Here is a 20,743-nt window from a genome sequence, read left to right on the forward strand (position 1 = left end):
ACCCCCCCGGAAGGACACCCAGCATGACCGTCACCGTGAACGACCCCACCACCACGGCCAGCGCGGCCGCGTCCGGCGCCTCGGCGACCGAGCGGTTCAAGGCCGACAAGGCCGCCGGCGTCGCCACCACCCCGCCGGAGCGGGTGGACACCCTCGCCCGGGAGCTGCTCGAGGCGGTGCACGGCATCGTCCGCCGGCACCAGGTCACCTACGACGAGTACAACGCGCTCAAGGCGTGGCTGATCGGCGTCGGCCAGGACGGCGAGTGGCCGCTGTTCCTCGACGTGTGGGTCGAGCACGTCGTGGAGGAGGTGGCCAACGCCGGCCGCCAGGGCAGCAAGGGCACCATCGAGGGCCCGTACTACGTGCCCGGGTCGCCGGAGTCCGCCGGCGAGGGCACGCTGCCGATGCGCGCGGGCGAGCCCGGCACGCCGCTGCGCTTCGAGGGGCACGTGACCAGCGTCGACGGCACCCCGCTGGCCGGCGCCCGGGTCGAGATGTGGCACGCCGACGACGACGGCTTCTACTCCCAGTTCGCCCCCGGCATCCCGGAGTGGAACCTGCGCGGCACCGTCGTCACCGACGCCGACGGCGGCTTCGTCATCCACACCATCCAGCCCGCGCCGTACCAGATCCCGACCGACGGCTCCTGCGGCAAGCTCATCGCGGCCGCCGGCTGGCACGCCTGGCGCCCGGCCCACCTGCACCTGAAGGTGTCCGCGCCCGGCCACCAGCTGATCACCACGCAGCTGTACTTCCCTGGCGACCCGCACAACGACGACGACATCGCCTCGGCGGTCAAGCCCGAGTTGCTGCTCGACGTCCACCCGGCCGCCGACGGCACCGGCAACGCGGTCACCTACGACTTCGTGCTCGACCCCGCCTGAGGCCGGCCCCCTCCCGACACCCGACCCGGCCCCTGGGTCCGGACCCCGCCACCGGCGGAGCACCCCGCGCTCAGCGCCGCGGGTGCTCGGCCGGTGGCACGTCGACCAGGGGGCGCAGGTCGCCGTCGACGGAGGGGAACCCCGGACCGGCGGGGATCGGCGTCACCGCCGCCGGCCGGTCGAGGTCCTCCGAGGCGGCGAACAGCGCGGCCACCACGTAGGCGAGGACGGCGAGGAACGGCGCGGCCGCCAGCGCCGCGACCGAGTTCAGCGCCAGGCCGGTGGACAGCGTCGCCCCGACGTCGGCGAGCTCGGCCTCGGTGGGGCCCGGCGCCAGCAACTCCCCGACCTGCCAGGCGGCGAGCGCGGCGAGCAGGGTGCCAGCGCCCAGCGCGAGCACGGTGGCCACCCCCCGGCGGCGGCGCAGCTGCCAGGCCCCGACGCCGGCCAGCAGGCCCAACCCGGCCAGGACCAGGGTGTAGGTGCCGTCGACCGCGGCGAGCAGCTCGGCCGAGGGGTGCCCGATGACGACGGGCCCGTCGGCGGTGACCCGGAACTGCGCGCGGGGCGCCAGCACCCACCACAGCAGCCCGGCCGGGACCCCGCACGCGAACAGGACGCCGGTCAGCGCCAGGGCGCCGCGGGCGTCGGCGCGCAGCTCGGCCGGCCCGGAACGCCGCCAGCGGGTCGGCTGCGGGGCGGGCGGCGGTCCCGCGGGCACCCGGGCGTCGAGGGAGTCCACGACCCCAGTCAACCCCGCGGAGCCGGACGGCTCTTCCCCGGCACCGGTCGGCCTCCTCGGCGCCGCCCCGGGCGGTTCCGTCCCGGGGCTCGTCGCGGCCCCGTGCCGAGCCTGCGGAGGGCGGGGAGGACGGGGTCCCCCCTCACAGCAGGGCGACGCTGGTGGGCCCGAGCAGCGCCTTGATGTCACCCATCAGCGCGGTGCTCGGCCGCACCCGCAGGCCCTGGTCCAGGCGGAGCACGGTCTCCCGGCTGCCGTTGACCAGCTTCAGCTGCACCTCGGTGGTGCCCGGGTGGCTGCCCAGGACCTCCCGCAGCCGCTCCACCACCGGCGGCGTGCAGCGCGCCGCTGCCATGGAGACCAGCACCGGGCCGCGCGGGCCCTCGGTGAGCTCGGGGATGGTGACCTCGGAGCCGAACAGCGAGGGCTGGTCGTCGCGGCGGCTGATCCGCCCCTTCACCACGACGATCTGGTCGCGGACGACCTTCTCCGACACCTCGGCCCAGGTCTTGGGGAAGAACAGCACCTCGATGCCGGACTCGAGGTCCTCCAGCGTGGCGATCGCCCACGGCGCGCCCTGCTTGTTGGTGCGCGGGGAGACCGCGGTGAGGATGCCGGCGATGGTCACGTTCGCGCCGTCCTCGACGCCCCCGGCGTTGATCTCGGCGATCGGGGTGTCGGCGTTCGCCGCGAGCACGTGCTCGACGCCGTGCAGCGGGTGGTCGGAGACGTAGAGGCCGAGCATGTCGCGCTCGAACATCAGCCGCTCGCTCTTGGACCAGTCGGCCGTGGGGATGGCGATCTCCAGCGCACCGCCGAAGGGGTCGTCGGCGCCGTCGTCGCCGCCGAAGCTGCCGAAGAGGTCGAACTGCCCCTCGGCCTCCTTGCGCTTGAGCGCCATCGCGGAGTCGACGGCCTGGGCGTGGACGGCGACGATGCCCTGCCGGGAGTGGCCCAGGGAGTCGAACCCGCCGGCCTTGGCCAGGGACTCGATGACCTTCTTGTTGCAGGCGACCGTGTCGATCTTGCGCATGAAGTCGGGGAAGTCCTTGAACGCCCCCTTCTCCTCGCGCGCTCGGACGATGGAGTCGACGACGTTGTGCCCGACGTTGCGCACCGAGGCCAGGCCGAAGCGGATGTCGGTGCCGACGGCGGTGAAGTCCCAGGACGACTCGTTGACGTCCGGCGGGAGCACCTTGATGCCCATGCGGCGACACTCGGCCAGGTAGATCGGCCGACGGTCCTTGTCGTCGCCGACGCTGGTGAGCAGCCCTGCCATGTACTCGGCCGGGTAGTTGGCCTTGAGGTAGGCGGTCCAGTACGAGACCAGGCCGTAGGCGGCCGAGTGGGCCTTGTTGAAGGCGTAGTCGGCGAACGGGACGAGGATGTCCCACAGCGTCTTGATCGCCGCGTCGGAGTAGCCGCGTTCCTTCATGCCGGCCTCGAACCCGACGAACTCCGCGTCGAGGACCGACTTCTTCTTCTTGCCCATCGCGCGGCGCAGCAGGTCGGCCTTGCCGAGGGAGTACCCGGCGACCTTCTGCGCGATCGCCATGACCTGCTCCTGGTACACGATCAGGCCGTACGTCCCGCCCAGGATGTCCTCGAGCGGCTCGGCCAGCTCCGGGTGGATCGGCGTGATCTCCTGCTGGCCGTTCTTGCGCAGCGCGTAGTTGGTGTGCGAGTTCGCGCCCATCGGGCCGGGCCGGTAGAGCGCGCCGACGGCGGAGATGTCCTCGAAGTTGTCCGGCCGCATGAGCCGCAGCAGCGACCGCATCGGCCCGCCGTCGAACTGGAAGACGCCGAGGGTGTCACCGCGGGAGAGCAGCTCGTAGGTGGCCCTGTCGGTGAGGTCCTTGCTGATCTCGTCGAGGTCCACCGGCTCCTTGCCGTTGGCCACGATGTTGCGCAGCGCGTCGTCGATGACCGTGAGGTTGCGCAGGCCCAGGAAGTCCATCTTCAGCAGGCCGAGCGTCTCGCAGGTCGGGTAGTCGAACTGCGTGATGACCGCGCCGTCGGCCTCGCGCCGCATGATCGGGATGCTGTCGATCAGCGGGTAGCGGCCGATGATGACGCCGGCCGCGTGCACGCCCCACTGCCGCTTCAGGCCCTCCAGCTTGCGGGCCTGGTCGACCACCTCGGCCGCGCCCGGGTCCGACTCGTACCGGGCGCGGAACTCCGCGGCCTCCTTGTAGCGCGGGTGGGCCGGGTCGAAGATCCCCGACAGCGGGATGTCCTTGCCCATCACCGACGGCGGCATGAGCTTGGTCAGCTCGTCGCCGACGGAGTACGGCCGGTCGAGCACCCGGGCGGCGTCCTTGATCGCGGCCTTGGCCTTGATCGTGCCGTAGGTGACGATCTGGCTGACCCGCTCCTCGCCGTACTTCTGCGAGACGTACTGGATGACCTCGCCGCGGCGGCGGTCGTCGAAGTCGATGTCGACGTCGGGCATGGAGACGCGCTCGGGGTTGAGGAAGCGCTCGAAGATCAGGCCGTGTGCCAGCGGGTCGAGGTCGGTGATCCCCATGGCGTAGGCGGCCAGCGACCCGGCGGCCGACCCACGGCCCGGCCCCACGCGGATGCCGTTGTCCTTGGCCCAGTTGATGAAGTCGGCGACCACGAGGAAGTACCCCGGGAAGCCCATCTGGGTGATGATCCCGACCTCGTAGTCGGCCTGCTTGCGGACGTGGTCGGGGATGCCGTTGGGCCAGCGCTTGTGCAGCCCGCGCTCGACCTCCTTGACGAACCAGGAGGTCTCGTCCTCTCCCGGCGGCAGCGGGAAGCGGGGCATGAGGTCGGCGCCCTCGGTGAACGACACCTCGCACTGCTCGGCGACCAGCAGCGTGTTGTCGCAGGCGGAGGCGAGCTCACCGGGGAACAGGGCGCGCATCTCCGCGGCGCTCTTGAGGTAGTAGCCGTCACCGTTGAACTTGAAGCGGTTGGGCTCGTTGAGCCGCGACCCGGTCTGGATGCACAGCAGGGCGTCGTGGGCCTCGGCGTCCTCCTTGTGCGTGTAGTGCAGGTCGTTGGTCGCCAGCAGCGGGATGCCGAGGTCCTCGGCGATCGCCAGCAGCGCCGGCCGGGTCTTCTTCTCGATGGACAGCCCGTGGTCCATCAGCTCGGCGTAGAAGTTCTCGCGTCCGAAGATGTCCTGGAAGTCCGCGGCGGCCTGGCGGGCGCGGTCCTCCTTGCCGGCACGCAGCCACATGTTCACCTCGCCCGAGGGGCAGCCGGTGGTGGCGATCAGGCCCTTGCCGTAGCGCTCGAGCAGGTCGCGGTCGAACCGTGGCTTGCGGTACTGACCCTCCAGGCTGGCCAGCGAGGAGATGCGGAAGAGGTTGTGCATCCCCTCGGTGGTGCGGGCCAGCAGGGTCATGTGCGTGTAGGCGGCCTTGCCGCGCGAGGAGCCGCCCTCGCCGTCCTCGTCGATGAGGTTGTCGCCGAAGTCGAACGGCGCCCGGTCGAACCTCGAGCCGGGTGTGTAGTACCCCTCCATGCCGATGATCGGCTTCACGCCGGCCGCGTTCGCCTGCTTGTAGAAGTCGTAGGCGCCGAAGACGTTGCCGTGGTCGGTCATGGCCAGCGCCGGCATCCCCTGCTCGGCGGCGGCCTTGGTGACCTCGGGCAGCTTCGCCGCACCGTCGAGCATCGAGTACTCGGTGTGGACGTGCAGGTGCACGAACGAGTCGGACGGGGTGCTCACGTGCTCAGGTGCTCCTCACGGTCGTGCGTGCCCGGGCGTCGTGGTCCGCGGACGACCGGCGGGGAAGACCGGCGGGGCGGTGCGCGGCCGACGTGGCCGACCCCTTCGGGCCTCCGGGTCGGTGGATCGATCCTCGCACTGGGAGAGGTCTACGCCGAGGGTCTGACAGGACGTGTCTGCTCACACCGGACCGCCCGACGGGGGACCGACGTGGCCCGGGCCCTGCGGGGCTCCACCGCCGGTCAGAGCCGCCGGACCATCGTCACGTGCGCGATGCCGGCCTCCTGGTACTCCTCGCCGACGGCGGTGTAGCCGGCCCGCTCGTAGAAACCGCGGGCGGCCACCTGGGCGTGCAACTCCACCTCGCCCAGTCCCAGCCGCACCGCCTGCCGGTGCAGTTCGGCGAGGACGGCCGCGCCGTGCCCCCGGCCGCGGACGGCGGCGTCCACCGCCATGCGGCCGATCACCGCCCGCCCGCCGCGGACCAGCAGCCGCCCGGTCGCCACCACGCGGCCGGCGGCGTCGCGGGCGAGGGCGTGCACCGCGGTGGCGTCGTGCTCGTCGCGCTCGATCTCCGCGGGCACGCCCTGCTCGTCGACGAAGACACGGGTGCGCAGGGCCACCACTTCCGGCCAGTCGGCGGCGGTGACGACCCCCACCGACCCGCCGTCACGGCCCTGCCGGCCCGTCACCGCGCCACCGCCGGCAGCGCGCTGGCCGGCACCAGCAGGAAGCGCAGGTCGATGACGACGTGCAGCAGGACCGGCAGCAGCAGCGAGCCGGTGTCCAGGTACAGCCCGGCCAGCACCCCGCCGAGCACGCCGGTGGTGACCACGCCGGCGACCCCCTGGTAGGCGTGCGCCAGGCCGAACCCGAGGGCGGCGACGGCCACCAGCGCCGGGGTGGGCAGCCCGCCGGCCAGCGCCGCGACCACGGCGAGGAAGAAGCCGCGGTAGAGCCACTCCTCGCACACCCCGGCGGTGACGCCGACGACGGTGAACAGCCGCCGCTCGCCGGGCGTGCGCGGCAGCAGGGCCAGCGTCGCGTGCACCGACGGCTCGGCGTGCCGCCCCTCCCCCGGCCGGCGCTGCACCTCGGCGACCCCGGCCAGCGCCCCCGACCGCAACGCCCGGGTGGAGAGGACCACGAACGCCAGCGTCAGGACCGCGGCCGCGCCGGACACCGGCCCCGGCCACTCCTGCGGCCAGCGCAGGCCGACGCCCCCGGCGGTGACCCCGGGCGCGGACAGCCACACGGCCAGGGCCAGCAGGGCCAACCCCCACTCGAGCACCAACAGCCGCCGGTAGAACGACCGGCGGGCGCCGGCGTCCGCGCGCAGCCGCCCCTCGAACCGGCGGTGCAGCACGTGACCGACGACCGGCTCGCCCAGCACGAGGTAGCCGGCGACGACCACCGCCGACAGCGCCGCGGGGCCGTAGTCGGCCAGTGAGGCGGGCAGCCCCTCCACCGGTGGTGCCTCAGGCCTCGGCGCGCAGGACGTCGAGCGCGCCGGCGAGGTCGGCCGGGTACGGGCTGCGGAACTCCATCCAGTGCCCGTCGGCCGGGTGCGCGAGGCCCAGGTGCACCGCGTGCAGCCACTGGCGGGCGACCCCCAGCCGCGCGGCCAGCGTGGGGTCGGCCCCGTAGGTGGTGTCGCCGACGCACGGGTGGCGCAGCGCCGAGAAGTGCACGCGGATCTGGTGGGTGCGGCCGGTCTCCAGCTTGATGTCGACCAGGCTGGCCGCCGGGAACGCCTCGACGACCTCGTAGTGCGTCACCGAGGGTCGCCCGCCCTGGACGACGGCGAACTTCCAGTCGTGCCTCGGGTGCCGGTCGATGGGCGCGTCGATGGTGCCGCGGGACGGGTCGGGGTGGCCCTGGACGAGGGCGTGGTAGCCCTTGTCGACGGTGCGCTCCTTGAACGCCGCCTTGAGCACCGTGTAGGCGCGCTCGCTCTTGGCCACGACCATCAGCCCGGTCGTGGCGGCGTCCAGCCGGTGGACGACGCCCTGCCGCTCCGCCGCGCCGGAGGTGGAGACCCGGTACCCGGCCGCGGCCAGCCCGCCGACCACCGTGGGGCCCTCCCAGCCGGGGCTGGGGTGCGCGGCGACGCCGACGGGCTTGTCCACCACCACGATGTCGTCGTCGTCGTGGACGACGGTCAGGCCGGCCACCGGCTCTGGCGCGGTCGGCTCACCCGGCGGTGGGGGCAGCTCGACCTCCAGCCAGCTGCCGCCGCTGACCCGGTCCCCCTTGCCCCGGACCCGCCCGTCCAGCAGCACGACGCCGGCATCGGCGAGGTCGGCGGCCGCGCCGCGGGAGAGGCCGAAGAGCCGGGACAGGGCCTGGTCGACCCGCTGGCCCTCCAGCCCGTCGGGCACCGGGAGGGCACGGTGCTGGCCCGCGGAGCTGGTCACGTACCCCATCGTGACAGAGGAGGGACCCCCTCCTCCCCGGCCCTCGCGGGCTCGCGGCGGTGCGGGGCCTGCGACCGGTGGCGGCGCGTCGCCCGGCCGGGGCCCACCGTTCAGCGGCGCGTGGGGCCGCCGTCGTGGGCACCGCTGCGGCCCGGGGCCCGGGAGCCGTCGAACTCGATGCCGCGCAGGGCCAGCAGGACGCCCAGGACGCCGCCGCAGACGATCGCCGAGTCGGCCACGTTGAAGATCGGGTACACCTGCCCGTCGGGGGCGAACACCGACACGAAGTCGACGACGCCGCCGCGCAGGAACCCCGGCTCCCGGAAGACACGGTCGACCAGGTTGCCCAGCGCGCCGCCGAGCACCAGCCCCAGCGCGACCGCCCAGCCCGTGGAGGACAGCCGGCGCGCGGTGCGGACGATGACGACGGCGACGACGGCCGCGATCAGCGTGAAGACGACGGTGAAACCCTCCGCGAAGGAGAACGCCGCGCCGGTGTTGCGCGCGTGGGTCAGGTACAGCGCGCCACCGAGCAGCCGGACGTTCTCACCGCGGTCGATGGTGGCGACCACGAGCAGCTTGCTGGCCAGGTCGGCGCAGAACACGACCAGGGCGAGCAGGAGCAGCAGGCGGGTGCGGGGACGGCGGGCGGGCGCCGGCTCCGTCGCAGCCGCGTCGTCCGGCGGGCCGCTGGGTTCGGACAGGGGTGCTCCTCGGTCGTGGCTGGCGCGGCCGGTCACCGCCGTCCCCCCGACGATAGCCGCGCTCCTCGACGAGCCCTGCCGTCCCCGCAGGGGGCACGCAACCCGGCTCGGTGTGATCCATCTCATGACGCAGTGCGACGCAACTCACCACGCCGGGTGACATGTTGGTGTCGAAAGTGGCCGACTTTGGTTGAGCAGAGCTCTCCCCTCGATGACGGAAGGCCGTCGTGTCCACCGATCTCGCCCCAGCCACCGACCCCGACGTAGTCCTCGTGGGTGGCGGCATCATGAGCGCGACCCTCGCGTCGCTGCTCGGTGTCGTCGCCCCGGACTGGAGCGTCACCGTCTTCGAGTCCGGGGCGCAGGTGGCCGCGGAGAGCTCCGACGCCTGGAACAACGCCGGCACGGGACACGCGGCCCTCTGCGAGCTGAACTACACGCCGGCCGGCCCGGACGGCTCGGTCGACGTGACCAAGGCCGAGACCATCAACGAGCAGTTCCACGTGTCGCGGCAGTTCTGGTCGCACCTGGTCCGTTCGGGGCTGACCGGGGCGCCCAAGGAGTTCATCACCCCCGTCCCGCACATCAGCTTCGTCACCGGCGACGCCGGCCGCGGGTACATGCGCAACCGGTACGCGGCCATGTCGGCCTCCCCGCTGTTCGCCGGGATGGAGTACACCGACGACCCGGCCGAGCTGGCCGGGTGGACCCCGCTGGTGATGGCCGGGCGGCGCGCCGGTCAGCCGGTCGCGGCGACCCGGTCGGCCGCCGGGACCGACGTCGACTTCGGCTCCCTCACCCGGCTGCAGCTGGCCGCCGCCGAGGACCGCGGTGTGCACGTGCACGTCGACCAGCGCGTCACCGGCGTGCGCCGCCGCACCGACGGCCGCTGGGCGGTCACGGTCCGCGACACGGTCAGCGGCGAGGAGCGCACCGTGCGCACCCGCTTCGTCTTCGTCGGCGCCGGCGGCGGCGCCCTGCCCCTGCTGCAGAAGGCCGGCATCCCCGAGATCCGCGGCTTCGGCGGCTTCCCGGTCAGCGGCCTGTTCCTCCGCACCCGCTCCCCCGAGCTGGTCTCGGCCCACCAGGCCAAGGTCTACGGCCAGGCAGCCGTCGGGGCCCCGCCCATGTCGGTGCCCCACCTCGACCTGCGGCTGATCGACGGCGACCACTCGCTGCTGTTCGGCCCCTACGCCGGCTTCTCACCGAAGTTCCTCAAGGCCGGCTCGGTGTTCGACCTCCCGCTGAGCGTCAAGGCCGGCAACCTCGGCTCGATGCTGGGTGTGGCCCGCACCGAGATGGCGCTCACCCGCTACCTGATCAGCGAGCTGCTCCAGTCGCGCAGCGCCCGGCACCGGACCCTGACGGAGTTCGTGCCCCTGGCCGAGGAGCACGACTGGGACATGATCACGGCCGGTCAGCGGGTCCAGGTCATCAAGCGCGACCCGGCCACCGGCCGCGGCGTCCTCCAGTTCGGCACGGAGCTCGTCGTCGGCGGCGAGGGCACCATCGCCGGCCTGCTGGGCGCCTCCCCCGGTGCCTCGACCGCGGTGTCCGCGATGCTCACCGTCCTCGAGCGCTGCTTCCCCGAGCGGATCGACGCCTGGCGCCCGGCGCTGCGGGAGGCCATCCCCTCCTACGGCCGCCGCCTGGCCGACGACCCGGCCCTGCTCGCCGAGGTCCGCGCGCAGACGATGCAGACCCTCGAGCTCAACGGCTGACCCCCACGCTCATCCGCGGATCCGCACGGGGGGATCCGCGGATGAGCACGGGGGAGAGCCGCGGACGAGCCCGGGGTCGGCGCGGGTCAGTCCGTCTCGGTGGCGGCGCCGGTCTCCCCGCGCCAGCCGGCCAGCCGACCGGCGCGGCTGACCGCGCGCAGCCGGCGTTCGGCCTCCGGCCGGGAGCGCCGGGCCGACACCAGCAGCGCCTGGTCACCGCGCATGAGCCGGGTCCTCGCGTCGGGCACGAACGGACGGCCGTCGCGGACGATGAGCACCACCGCGGCGTCCTCGGGCAGCCGGAGCTCGGGCAGGTAGACGCCGTGCAGCCGGGAGCCCTGCGGCACGGTGAGCTGCAGCAGGTCGGCGTCCAGCTCGTCCAGCGGCGCGGACTCCACGTCGACGTCCCGCGGGGTCACCGGCGCGGCGATCCCCAGCCGGCGCGCCACCCACGGCAGCGACCAGCCCTGGATGAGCGTGAAGACGACGACGAGCACGAAGACGGTGTCGAAGATGCGGACCGCGCCGTCGACACCCGCGGCGACCGGGAAGGTGGCCAGGACGATCGGGACCGCCCCGCGCAGGCCGGCCCAGGAGATGAAGGTCTGCTGCGCCAGGGGCAGCCGGAACCACGCCAGGCTGGCCAGCACCGACAGCGGCCGGGCCAGCAGCAGCAGCGCCCCGCCCACGATCAGCGCGGGGACCAGCGCCTCGTCCAGCCGGTCCGGCGAGGCCAGCAGCCCGAGCAGGACGAACAGCCCGATCTGGGCCAGGGAGGCCATGCCCTCGGCGAAGCCGATGCTCGCCGAGCGGTGCGGCAGGGCGGCGTTGCCCAGCACCACCCCGGCCAGGTAGACCGCGACGAAGCCCGAGGTGTGCGCCAGGGACGCCGTCGCGTACGCCAGCACGCACAACGCGAGCGTCGCCAGGGGGTAGAAGCCGGCGAGCGGGAGGGCGACACGGCGCAACAGCTCGGCCCCGGCCACCCCGACGGCGATGCCGATCGCCGCGCCACCGACCAGCTCGGCGACGATCTCCACGGCGACCAGCCACCAGGCGTGCGCCTCCGCCCCGGTCAGGTAGGCCGCCAGGCTGGTCACCAGCAGGATCGCCGGGGCGTCGTTGAGCCCGCTCTCCGCCTCGATCGAGGCCGCCAGACGCCGGGGCAGCGACAGCCGGCGCAGGGCGGCGAACACGGCGGCGGCGTCGGTCGAGCTGATCACGGCGCCGAGCAGCAGCGCGAACGCCCAGGGAAAGTCCAGCAGCCAGACGGCGACCGCCGCGGTGACGGCCACGCTGACGACCACGCCGATCGTCGCCAGTGACACGCCCGGCCCCATCGCCCGCCGGACGTCGTGCCACCGGGTGGTCAGGCCGCCCTCGGCGAGGATGACGACCAGCGCGGCGACGCCGAGGGTCTGGGTGAGCTGCACGTCCTCGAAGTCGATGCCCAGCCCGCGCTCCCCCAGGGCCACGCCGAGCGCGAGGTAGATCAGCAGGCTGGGCAGACCGAGTCGGTCGGCCAGGCGCAGCGCGACGGCCGCGACGAGGACGATCAGCGCACCGAGGGCCAGCGCGAGGGTGACCGTCGTGTTCACCGGGCGGCCCTGTCCACCTCCGCAGTCTCCCGTACCGACGTCACGGCACGGTTCCAGCAGTCCACCGGCGGGCCGCCGGACGCCTCGGGGACAATGGGGACGTGAGCTCTCCCGGCCCCTTCCGCGCGCTGCCCCCTCAGGTCGACCTGCCCGCCCTCGAGCAGGAGATCCTGGGCCGCTGGGAGGCCGACAAGGTCTTCGCCCGCTCGCTGGAGGCCTCGGCCGGCCGGCCCCAGTGGAACGTCTACGAGGGGCCGCCCACCGCCAACGGGCGTCCCGGCACCCACCACATCGAGGCGCGCGCGTTCAAGGACGTGTTCCCCCGGTTCAAGACCATGCAGGGCTGGCACGTGCCCCGCCGCGCCGGGTGGGACTGCCACGGCCTGCCGGTGGAGATCGCCGTCGAGCAGGAGCTCGGCTTCGCGGGCAAGCCCGACATCGAGCGCTACGGCATCGCGGAGTTCAACGCCCGCTGCCGCGAGTCGGTCATGCGGCACGTCGACGCGTTCAGCCAGCTCACCCACCGGATGGGCTACTGGGTCGACATGTCCACCGCCTACTGGACGATGGACCCGGCCTACATCGAGAGCGTCTGGTGGTCGCTCAAGCAGGTCTTCGAGAAGGGCCTGCTGGTCGAGGACCACCGGGTGGCGCCCTACTGCCCGCGCTGCGGTACCGGCCTGTCCGACCACGAGGTCGCCCAGGGGTACGAGTCGATCACCGACCCGTCGGTGTACGTGCGGCTGCCGGTCACCAGCGGCGAGTGGGCCGGCCGGGCCGACCTGCTGATCTGGACGACCACGCCGTGGACGCTGCCGTCCAACACCGCGGTCGCCGTGCACCCCGACGTCACGTACGTGGTGGCCCGCACGACCCACCAGGGGCAGGAGGCGACCGTCGTGGTCGCCGAGCCCCTGCTGGACGCCGTCCTCGGGGACGAGCCGCGCGAGGTGCTGGCCCGCACCACCGGCCGCGACTGGGAGCGGGTGCACTACCAGCGGCCCTTCGAGCTGGTCGACTTCCCCGATGGCGAGGACGCCCACTTCGTCGTCCTCGCCGACTACGTGACCACCGACGACGGCACCGGGCTGGTCCACCAGTCCCCCGCCTTCGGCGCCGACGACCTCGCCGTCTGCCGCGGCTACGGCCTGCCCGTGGTCAACCCGATCGACCCCGGCGGTCACTTCCTGCCCGACGTCCGGCTGGTCGGCGGCCGGTTCTTCAAGGCCGCCGACGACGAGCTCGTGGTCGACCTGCAGCGGCGCGGGGTGCTGTGGCGGGAGCAGCGCTACGAGCACAGCTACCCGCACTGCTGGCGCTGCCACACGCCGCTCATGTACTACGCGCAGCCGTCCTGGTACATCCGGACGTCGGTGGTCAAGGACCAGCTGCTCGCCCAGAACGAGCGGACGCACTGGCACCCCGAGCACATCCAGTGGGGCCGGTACGGCGACTGGCTGCGCAACAACGTCGACTGGGCGCTGTCGCGCGACCGGTTCTGGGGGACGCCGCTGCCGGTCTGGCGCAACGACGCCGATCCACAGCGCATGGTCGTGGTCGGCTCGCTGGCGGAGCTGTCGGAGCTGACCGGGCGCGACCTGTCCGACCTGGACCCGCACCGGCCGTTCATCGACGAGGTGACCTTCACCCGGCCCGGCGAGGAGGGCACCTACCGGCGGGTGCCGCAGGTCATCGACGCCTGGTACGACTCCGGGTCGATGCCCTTCGCCCAGTGGGGTGCGCCGTACCGCAACCAGGCGGAGTTCGAGGCGGCCTACCCGGCGCACTTCATCTGCGAGGCGATCGACCAGACCCGCGGCTGGTTCTACTCGCTGATGGCCGTCGGCACGCTGGTGTTCGGTGAGAGCTCCTACGAGAACGTCCTGTGCCTGGGGCACATCCTGGCCGAGGACGGCCGGAAGATGAGCAAGCACCTGGGCAACATCCTGGAGCCCATCCCGCTCATGGACCGGCACGGCGCCGACGCCGTGCGCTGGTTCATGCTCGCCGGCGGCTCGCCGTGGTCGGCCCGCCGGGTCGGGCACGAGACGCTGTCCGAGGTGGTCCGGAAGGTGCTGCTCACCTACTGGAACACCGCCAGCTTCTTCACCCTGTACGCGGAGACCAACGGGTGGGACCCGGCGGGCGGCCGGGACGACGGCACGGCTCCCGCGCGGGCCGACCGGCCGCTGCTGGACCGCTGGGCCCTGGCCGAGCTGGCCGCCGTCACCGACGGGGTCACCGCGGCCCTGGAGGACTTCGACACCCAGGGTGCCGGCCGGCTGATCGCCCAGTTCGTCGACGACGTCTCCAACTGGTACGTCCGCCGCTCGCGCCGCCGGTTCTGGGACGGCGACCCCGCCGCGCTGGCCACGCTGCACGAGGTGCTCGACGTCCTCACCCGGCTGATGGCGCCGTTCACCCCGTTCGTCACCGACGAGGTGTGGGCCCGGGCGGTCGTGCCGGGGCTGGGCGCGGCCGGCGGGTCCGAGGTCCCCGACAGCGTGCACCTGGCCGCCTGGCCGCAGGTGGACGCCGGGGCCCGCGACGAGCAGCTGGTGGCCCGGGTGGCCCTGGTCCGGCGGCTGGTCGAGCTGGGCCGCTCGGCGCGGACCTCGGCCAAGGTGCGCACCCGTCAGCCGCTGGCGCGCGCCGTCGTGGCCGCGCCGGGCTGGTCCGACCTCCCGCGTGAGCTCGTCGCCGAGGTCGCCGACGAGCTCAACGTCGCCGAGCTGATGGACCTGTCGGCCGTCGGCGGCGACCTGGTGGACGTCAGCGTGAAGGTCGACTTCCGGGCCGTCGGCCGGCGGCTGGGCAAGCAGGTCCAGGCCGTCGCCCGGGCGGTCGCCGCCGCCGACGCGGCCGCCCTGGTCGCCGCCTACCGGTCCGGCAGCGCCTCGGTCGAGGTGGACGGCGTCCCCGTGCCGTTGGAGGAGGGCGACCTGGTGGTCACCGAGACCCCGCGCGAGGGCTGGACGGTGGCCAGTGGTGGTGGGCTGACCGTGGCACTGGACCTGGAGCTGACCCCCGAGCTGGAGCGGGCCGGCCTGGTCCGCGAGGCCGTCCGGCTGGTCCAGGAGGCCCGCAAGGGCAGCGGCCTGGCCGTCAGCGACCGCATCGAGCTGTGGTGGACCGTCGACGGCGACTCCCCCGCCGCGGCTCAGATGGACCGGGCACTGACCGAGCACGGCGCCCAGGTGGCCGACGAGGTGCTCGCCGTCCGGGTGCACCCCGGGACGGCCGGTGAGGGCGACGCGGTCGAGGGCCCCGCCGGCTCCCGCTTCTGGGTGGCGCGCGCAGCCGGCTGAACCCGAGCCGCCCGCGGGCTCAGTTCCCGCGGGCGGTCCGGCGCCGGGTGCGCTCGATATCGGCCAGGTGCCGCACCGGGCGGCAGGTCCCGCACGGGGTGAACCCGTCGGCCCGGGCCTCGACCACGGGCAACGGGATCGCGGTCTCCCCGCGCAGGTGCACGCAGCCGGCGACGTGGTAGCGGGGGTGCTCGTCGACCACGAGGACGTCGTCGGCGAGGTCGACGACGAGCAGCAGGTCGGTGACCTCGACGTCCTCCTCGACGGGCTCCCCGTCGTCGGACGGGCTGCGGACCCCGGCCGGGGCGGCCACGTGCGCCCCCGTCGGCGCGTCGTCGGGCGTCCCCCTGTCGTCGGCACCGTTCCCGGCGGCGGACGAGTTGGTCGGCGCCTCGCCGGCCGCGGACCGGCCCGCCCACTCGCGGGCGACGGGCTCCTCGCCGGCCGCGGGAGGACGCACAGCCCGCCCCGGGTCGTCCTCGAGCGGCCACCCGGCCGCGCGGTGCCCCCCGGAGCCCGGACCGTCCACGGCGCGCTGCCCACCGGACGCGGGACCGCCCGCGGCCCGCTGCCCGCCCGACGCAGGACCGTCCGCGGCCCGGTGCCCGCCGGACGCGGGTCCGCGCACCGCGGCGGGTGACACGGCGCGGCCGGCCGGGTCCGCCACGTGCCGGGCCGGGCCCACCCGGGTCAGCACCAGCAGGACGGCGGCCACGCCACAGGAGGCGACGCAGACCCAGTAGAAGGCCGTGGTGTCGGTGACGAGCCCGCCGACGAACATCCCCAGACCGATCAGCACCAGCAGGCCCGCTGCCGAGATCACGGACCGACTGTAGCCGGGCCGGTGCAGGGGCCGCCCGCGGACGGCGACCCGCCCCGGACGGCGACCGGCCCCGGACGGCGACCGGCCCCGGACGGCGACGGGCCCCCGGACGGCGTCCGGGGGCCCGTGCTGCGCGACCCCGTCCCGCCCCCCTCCGCCGCGCGGAGGTGGGGAGGACGGGTCCTCGGTCAGGCGCTGGCGTGCTGGTTCTGCCGGCTGTTGGACGCGGGCTCTGCCGAGCCGCGGCTGTCCAGGTCACGCAGGTGCGACTCGAGGTAGGACCGCAGCCGGGTGCGGTACTCGCGCTCGAAGGTCCGCAGCTCCTCGATCTTGCGCTCGAGGCTGCTCTTCTTCTCCTCGAGGGTGCCCATGACCTCGGTGTGCCGGCGCTCGGCGTCCTGGTCGAGGGCGGCGGCCTTGGCGCGGGCCTCGCGCTCCATCGTGTCGGCGCGGGTGCGGGCGTCGCCGATCATCGAGTCGGCGCGCATCTTGGCCTCGCTGACCATCTGCTCGCTCTTGGCGCGCGCCTCGGTGACCATGCGCTCGCTGTTGGTCTTGGCGGTGACGACCATCTGGTCGGCCTGGGCCTTGGCCTCGTTGACGTACCGGTCGGCCGTCTCGGTGGCCAGGGCGAGCATCCGGGAGGCCCGGATGCTGTCGTCCTCGCGCGGGGTGGCGACCGGCGGGGGCGGCGGCGCGGCGGCGGGCTCCGGCGCGTCCTGGCGGGGGGTCCGGCCGGTGGCCGACCCGGAGCGCAGCTCGTTGTTCTCCTCGATCAGCCGCGCCAGCTCGGCCTCGACCACGTCGAGGAACGCGTCCACCTCGTCCTCGTCGTAGCCACGCTTGCCGATCGGCGGCTTCTTGAACACGACGTTGTGCACGTCGGCAGGCGTCAATGGCATCGGGTCACCTCGGGTCGGACAGCGGGAACAGGGACGTTCTCGGACGAGCGACGGCGGACCGCACCCACCCTCCGGGCGTCACCCTCCCCGGTGGGTTCGGGGGTCACGCGGCGGCGGCGAGTGAGGTCGTGATGCCACGCAGGATGTACACGGCAATCAACAGCACCATAAACCCGAGGTCCAACCGGATGGTGCCCAGGTTCAGGGGCGGGATGACCTTCCGGACCGCCTTGAGTGGCGGGTCAGTGGTCGCGTAGACCACCTCGAGCCCCGCCGCCACCAGACCGGAGGGCCGCCAGCTGCGGGCCAGCACCATGACCCAGTCGACGACGAACCGCGCGAAGAGCAGGACGAGGAAGACGAGCAGCACCGATGAGACGATCTGCCAGAAGAGAGCCACGGTCCTCGTTCGTTCGGGGCACTCCGGGTGCCGGGTCCACTCGTGGGCGTCGGCCTCAGGACTGGTTGAAGAACCCGCCCTCGCGGATCCGCGCCTTGTCCTCGGCCGTCACGTCGACGTCCCTCGGGCTGAGCAGGAACACCTTGTTCGTGACGGGCTCGATGCTACCGCGCAACCCGAAGATCAGTCCCGCGGCGAAGTCGACGAGCCGTCGCGCGTCGGCGTGGTCGAGCTCGGTCAGGTTCATGATGACCGGGCTGCCGTCCCGGAAGGCCTCACCGATCTGGCGGGCCTCGTTGTAGGTCTTCGGGTGCAGCGTGGTGATCCGGTAGGGCTTCGGGGCGGGGGCAGGAACGGGGGCTGGCTCGGGCGCGGCCGGGGCCGGCTCCCGGACGGCCAGGCCGGCGGCGCCGGCGGCGGTGGATCCGCCACCGCCGGAGCCTGCGGTCGCCGACAGGCCGCTGCCGGCCGTGCCGCCGAGGCGGGCGACAGGGGGCGAGGCGGCGGGGGCCAGGCCGATGTTGCGGTTGACACCGCTGCGGCGGGGCAGCGCCACGGGCTCGGGGTCCGGGGAGGGCAGCTCGGGCTCGAGGTCGGCGAAGTGGTCGTCGACCCGGTAGTCACCGTCGGCGTACCGGTCGCCCGCCTCGACGTAGTGGTCGTCGTAGGCGTCGTCGGCGTAGCGGCTGTAGCGGCGGTCGTCGAGACGCCGCTCGTCGCCGCGCCGGTCGTCGTGCCGGTCGTAGTCCGCCTGCCGGGCGTCGTACCGGCCGTAGGCGCGGGCGTCGTCGTCCTCGACGAGCCCGAGGTAGATGCCCATCTTCCGCATGGTCCCGGCCATCAGCCCTCCCCCTCTGGTGTCGTCCTCGTTGCGCGCGTCCATCACCCGGACCGGTGGGACCCGTGTGACTGGTGTGACTCGTCCTGCGGGGAGGGTAGGTGCCGCTCCCCGAAGAGCGCGGTTCCGACACGCACGAGCGTGCTGCCTGCCGCGACGGCCTGCTCCAGGTCGGCACTCATGCCCGCCGAGATCTCGCGCGCCTCCGGGTGGTCGGCGCGCACCCGCTCGGCCAGCGCGGCCAGCCGGGCGAACGCCGGCGCCGGGTCGCTGTCCCGGGGCGCCACCGCCATGAGGCCGCACAGCCGGAGGCCCTCCTCGGCGGCCACGGCGTCGGCCAGCGCCGGGACGTCGTCGGGCGCGGCGCCGCCGCGTGCCGCGAGCTCCCCCTCGGGACCGCCGAGGTCGACCTGGAGGAAGACCTCGACCGGCCGCCCGTGCTGGACACCGGCCCGCGCCAGCGCCCGCGCCAGCGGGAGCCGGTCGACCGAGTGCACCACCGCACCCAGGCGGGCCACCGCCGCGGCCTTGTTGCGCTGCAGCTGGCCGACCATGTGCCACCGCAGCGGGAGGTCGGTGAGCTCGGCGGCCTTGCCGGTCAGCTCCTGCGCCCGGTTCTCCCCGAAGTCGGCCTGGCCGAGCGCGGCCAGCTCGCGGACCGCGGCGGCGGGCCAGGTCTTGCTCACCGCCAGCAGGCGCACCTCGGCGGGGTCGCGGCCGGCGGCACGGGCCGCCGTGGCGACCCGTGCACGCACGGCCCGGAGGCGGTCGGCGGCAGTGGTCACAGGGGAATGCTCCCAGCGCGCCTCAGCCGAGCCAGGCCACCCCCGCCTGCCGCCCCGTGACGCCGTCGCGCCGGTGGGAGAAGAGGAAGCGGTCCTCGGCGGTGCACCGGGGGTCGTGGACCACCTGGCCGACGCCGGCCCCGCGGAGCAGCTCGGCCAGGCCGGCGCGCAGGTCCAGCCCCGGGGTGCCCCTCCGGGTGCGCACCGCAGCCGCCGGGGCGACCCGGGCGACCTCGGCCTGCATCGCGCGCGGCACCTCGTAGCACGCACCGCAGACGGCCGGGCCCAGCAACGCGGTGACGTCACCGGGCCGGGCGCCCAGCCCGGCCATGGCGGCGAGGGCGGCCGGGACCACGCCCTGCCGGACGCCCTCCCGCCCGGCGTGCACGGCGGCGACCACACCGGCGCGGGAGTCCGCCAGCAGCACCGGGACGCAGTCGGCGACCAGCACGCACAGGACCAGGCCCGGCGTGCGCGTGACCAGCGCGTCGGTGGCCGGCAGGGGCCCCTCGACCGGCCCGTCGACGAGAGCGACGCCGGTGCCGTGCACCTGGTCCATCCAGACCAGCCGGTCCGCGTCCACGCCGAGCTCGCGGGCCAACCGCTCCCGGTTCGCCGCGACGTCGGACGGGTCGTCGCCCACGTGCCCGCCGAGGTTGAACGAGTCGTAGGGCGCACGGGACCGGCCGCCCCGGCGGTCGGTCACGACCCGTCGGGGTCGCACCGCCTGCGGGGCGGCCGGGGACGTGCTCACTGGCGCAGGAACTCCGGGATGTCGAGCTCCTCCTCGAAGTCCTCGTCGGACAGCGGGCGGCGGCCCGCGGCGGTCGGCCCGGGCACCGGCGGCAGCGGGGGCACGGTGATGCCCCCGCCGGTCGCGGGCGCGGAACGGCCGGGCAGCTGCGACGTGGAGGGCAGCGGCGCCGGCTGCGCCTGCTGGACCTGCGGCGCGGACCCGACCAGCCGCTCACCGGTGGGCGCCGGGGAGGCCGCGGTCACCGGCTGCGGGTGCACCGGCATCCGGGAGGCGACCGGCGGCGCCACGGGGGCCGCGGTGGGCACGGAGGCGACCCCGGCGTCCTTGCGGCCGCTGGGCTTGCCGCCGTCGAACCCGGCGGCGATGACGGTCACCCGCACCTCGTCGCCGAGGGCGTCGTCGATGACCGCACCGAAGATGATGTTCGCGTCGGCGTGGGCCGCGTCGGACACGAGCGAGGCGGCCTCGTTGATCTCGAACAGCCCGAGGTCCGACCCACCGGAGATCGACAGCAGCACGCCGTGGGCGCCCTCCATCGAGGCCTCCAGCAGCGGGCTGGCGATCGCCTGCTCCGCGGCCAGCAGGGCGCGGTTGTCGCCGCGGGCGCTGCCGATGCCCATGAGGGCGGAGCCGGCGCCGGACATGACCGACTTGACGTCGGCGAAGTCCAGGTTGATCAGGCCCGGCGTGGTGATCAGGTCGGTGATGCCCTGGACACCGGACAGCAGCACCTGGTCGGCGGTCCGGAAGGCGTCCATGACGCTGACGTTCCGGTCACCGAGCTGCAGCAGCCGGTCGTTGGGGATGACGATGAGCGTGTCGCACTCGTTGCGCAGCTCCTCGATGCCCGACTCGGCCTGCACCGCGCGCCGCTTGCCCTCGAAGGAGAACGGGCGGGTGACGACGCCGATGGTCAGCGCGCCGAGCTTGCGGGCGATGGAGGCGACCACGGGCGCACCACCGGTGCCCGTGCCACCGCCCTCGCCCGCCGTCACGAAGACCATGTCGGCGCCCTTGAGCACCTCCTCGATCTCCTCGCGGTGGTCCTCGGCGGCCTGCCGGCCGACGTCGGGCGGGGGGCCGGCGGCCCCCCCCCCGCCCCGCTCCGCCCCGACCTCGAGCGTGACGTCCTCGTCGCGCATCACCACCCCCTCGCCC

17 protein-coding genes are annotated in these 20,743 nt (G+C 74.2%); 3 read left to right on the forward strand and 14 right to left on the reverse strand.

Annotation, left to right across the window (positions count from 1 at the left end; all coding sequences use genetic code 11):
• Positions 1–23: 23 nt before the first annotated feature.
• A complete protein-coding gene (gene catA, locus ACI78V_RS15925) occupies positions 24–887 on the forward strand; it encodes a catechol 1,2-dioxygenase (RefSeq protein WP_456852411.1) in 864 nt (287 codons plus the stop codon).
• A gap of 70 nt (positions 888–957) precedes the next feature.
• Here catA and ACI78V_RS15930 read toward each other — a convergent pair whose 3' ends face one another.
• From ACI78V_RS15930 to lspA, 6 genes are all read right to left on the reverse strand, one after another.
• Positions 958–1,629 carry a hypothetical protein gene (locus ACI78V_RS15930; protein ID WP_456852413.1) on the reverse strand — a complete coding sequence of 224 codons (672 nt, stop codon included), beginning with the start codon at positions 1,627–1,629 and terminating at the stop codon, positions 958–960.
• A 142-nt stretch (positions 1,630–1,771) separates the two neighbouring features.
• Entirely contained in the window at positions 1,772–5,332 is a 3,561-nt protein-coding gene (gene dnaE / locus ACI78V_RS15935; RefSeq protein ID WP_456852415.1) for a DNA polymerase III subunit alpha, read from the reverse strand.
• 242 nt (positions 5,333–5,574) lie between these two features.
• Positions 5,575–6,024, reverse strand: a complete 450-nt coding sequence (locus ACI78V_RS15940; protein WP_456852417.1) for a GNAT family N-acetyltransferase — start codon at positions 6,022–6,024, stop codon at positions 5,575–5,577.
• The gene (locus tag ACI78V_RS15945) at positions 6,021–6,800 is read right to left on the reverse strand and encodes a CPBP family intramembrane glutamic endopeptidase (RefSeq protein ID WP_456852419.1); all 780 of its coding nucleotides are present in this window, start codon (positions 6,798–6,800) and stop codon (positions 6,021–6,023) included. The genes ACI78V_RS15940 and ACI78V_RS15945 overlap by 4 nt, the downstream gene beginning before the upstream one ends.
• A 10-nt stretch (positions 6,801–6,810) precedes the next feature.
• Complete coding sequence (locus ACI78V_RS15950) at positions 6,811–7,749, reverse strand: RluA family pseudouridine synthase (RefSeq protein WP_456852421.1); 939 nt, start codon at positions 7,747–7,749, stop codon at positions 6,811–6,813.
• Positions 7,750–7,859: 110 nt separating this feature from the next.
• Positions 7,860–8,489: a signal peptidase II gene (lspA, locus tag ACI78V_RS15955; RefSeq protein ID WP_456852423.1), complete on the reverse strand. Its 630-nt coding sequence runs from the start codon at positions 8,487–8,489 to the stop codon at positions 7,860–7,862.
• A 191-nt stretch (positions 8,490–8,680) separates the two neighbouring features.
• Between lspA and mqo the strand changes: the two genes are divergently transcribed.
• The gene (gene mqo, locus ACI78V_RS15960) at positions 8,681–10,174 is read left to right on the forward strand and encodes a malate dehydrogenase (quinone) (protein WP_456852425.1); all 1,494 of its coding nucleotides are present in this window, start codon (positions 8,681–8,683) and stop codon (positions 10,172–10,174) included.
• Between the two features lie 86 nt (positions 10,175–10,260).
• On the opposite strand, the gene ACI78V_RS15965 is transcribed toward mqo, so the two are convergent.
• The gene (locus tag ACI78V_RS15965) at positions 10,261–11,772 is read right to left on the reverse strand and encodes a potassium/proton antiporter (protein ID WP_456852427.1); all 1,512 of its coding nucleotides are present in this window, start codon (positions 11,770–11,772) and stop codon (positions 10,261–10,263) included.
• A 101-nt stretch (positions 11,773–11,873) separates the two neighbouring features.
• Here ACI78V_RS15965 and ileS point away from each other — a divergent pair, with 101 nt between their 5' ends.
• Positions 11,874–15,080: an isoleucine--tRNA ligase gene (ileS, locus tag ACI78V_RS15970; RefSeq protein WP_456852429.1), complete on the forward strand. Its 3,207-nt coding sequence runs from the start codon at positions 11,874–11,876 to the stop codon at positions 15,078–15,080.
• Positions 15,081–15,099: 19 nt separating this feature from the next.
• Here the strand turns inward: ileS and ACI78V_RS15975 are convergent, their stop codons facing one another.
• From ACI78V_RS15975 to ftsZ, 7 genes are all read right to left on the reverse strand, one after another.
• Positions 15,100–15,903, reverse strand: coding sequence for a hypothetical protein (locus ACI78V_RS15975; RefSeq protein WP_456852431.1), 804 nt, complete (start codon positions 15,901–15,903; stop codon positions 15,100–15,102).
• A 188-nt stretch (positions 15,904–16,091) separates the two neighbouring features.
• Positions 16,092–16,805 carry a DivIVA domain-containing protein gene (locus ACI78V_RS15980; RefSeq protein WP_456852433.1) on the reverse strand — a complete coding sequence of 238 codons (714 nt, stop codon included), beginning with the start codon at positions 16,803–16,805 and terminating at the stop codon, positions 16,092–16,094.
• Positions 16,806–16,908: 103 nt separating this feature from the next.
• Positions 16,909–17,205 carry a YggT family protein gene (locus ACI78V_RS15985; RefSeq protein WP_456852434.1) on the reverse strand — a complete coding sequence of 99 codons (297 nt, stop codon included), beginning with the start codon at positions 17,203–17,205 and terminating at the stop codon, positions 16,909–16,911.
• A 55-nt stretch (positions 17,206–17,260) separates the two neighbouring features.
• Positions 17,261–18,046: a cell division protein SepF gene (locus ACI78V_RS15990; protein ID WP_456852436.1), complete on the reverse strand. Its 786-nt coding sequence runs from the start codon at positions 18,044–18,046 to the stop codon at positions 17,261–17,263.
• Between the two features lie 41 nt (positions 18,047–18,087).
• Positions 18,088–18,828, reverse strand: a complete 741-nt coding sequence (locus ACI78V_RS15995) for a YggS family pyridoxal phosphate-dependent enzyme (protein WP_456852438.1) — start codon at positions 18,826–18,828, stop codon at positions 18,088–18,090.
• A 22-nt stretch (positions 18,829–18,850) separates the two neighbouring features.
• On the reverse strand, positions 18,851–19,534 hold the full coding sequence (gene pgeF, locus ACI78V_RS16000) for a peptidoglycan editing factor PgeF (RefSeq protein WP_456852440.1): 684 nt from the start codon (positions 19,532–19,534) through the stop codon (positions 18,851–18,853).
• Positions 19,535–19,578: 44 nt separating this feature from the next.
• A partial coding sequence (gene ftsZ, locus ACI78V_RS16005) for a cell division protein FtsZ (RefSeq protein ID WP_456852442.1) occupies positions 19,579–20,743 on the reverse strand: 1,165 nt, incomplete at its 5' end.

The sequence above is a fragment of the Geodermatophilus sp. SYSU D00742 genome, from assembly GCF_054049935.1.

Bases quoted from the DNA above. Each gene is read 5' to 3' on its own strand.
- catA (WP_456852411.1), top strand. From the start codon at position 24: ATGACCGTCACCGTGAACGACCCCACCACCACGGCCAGCGCGGCCGCG.
- ACI78V_RS15980 (WP_456852433.1), bottom strand. From the start codon at position 16,805: ATGCCATTGACGCCTGCCGACGTGCACAACGTCGTGTTCAAGAAGCCG.
- ACI78V_RS15990 (WP_456852436.1), bottom strand. From the start codon at position 18,046: ATGGCCGGGACCATGCGGAAGATGGGCATCTACCTCGGGCTCGTCGAG.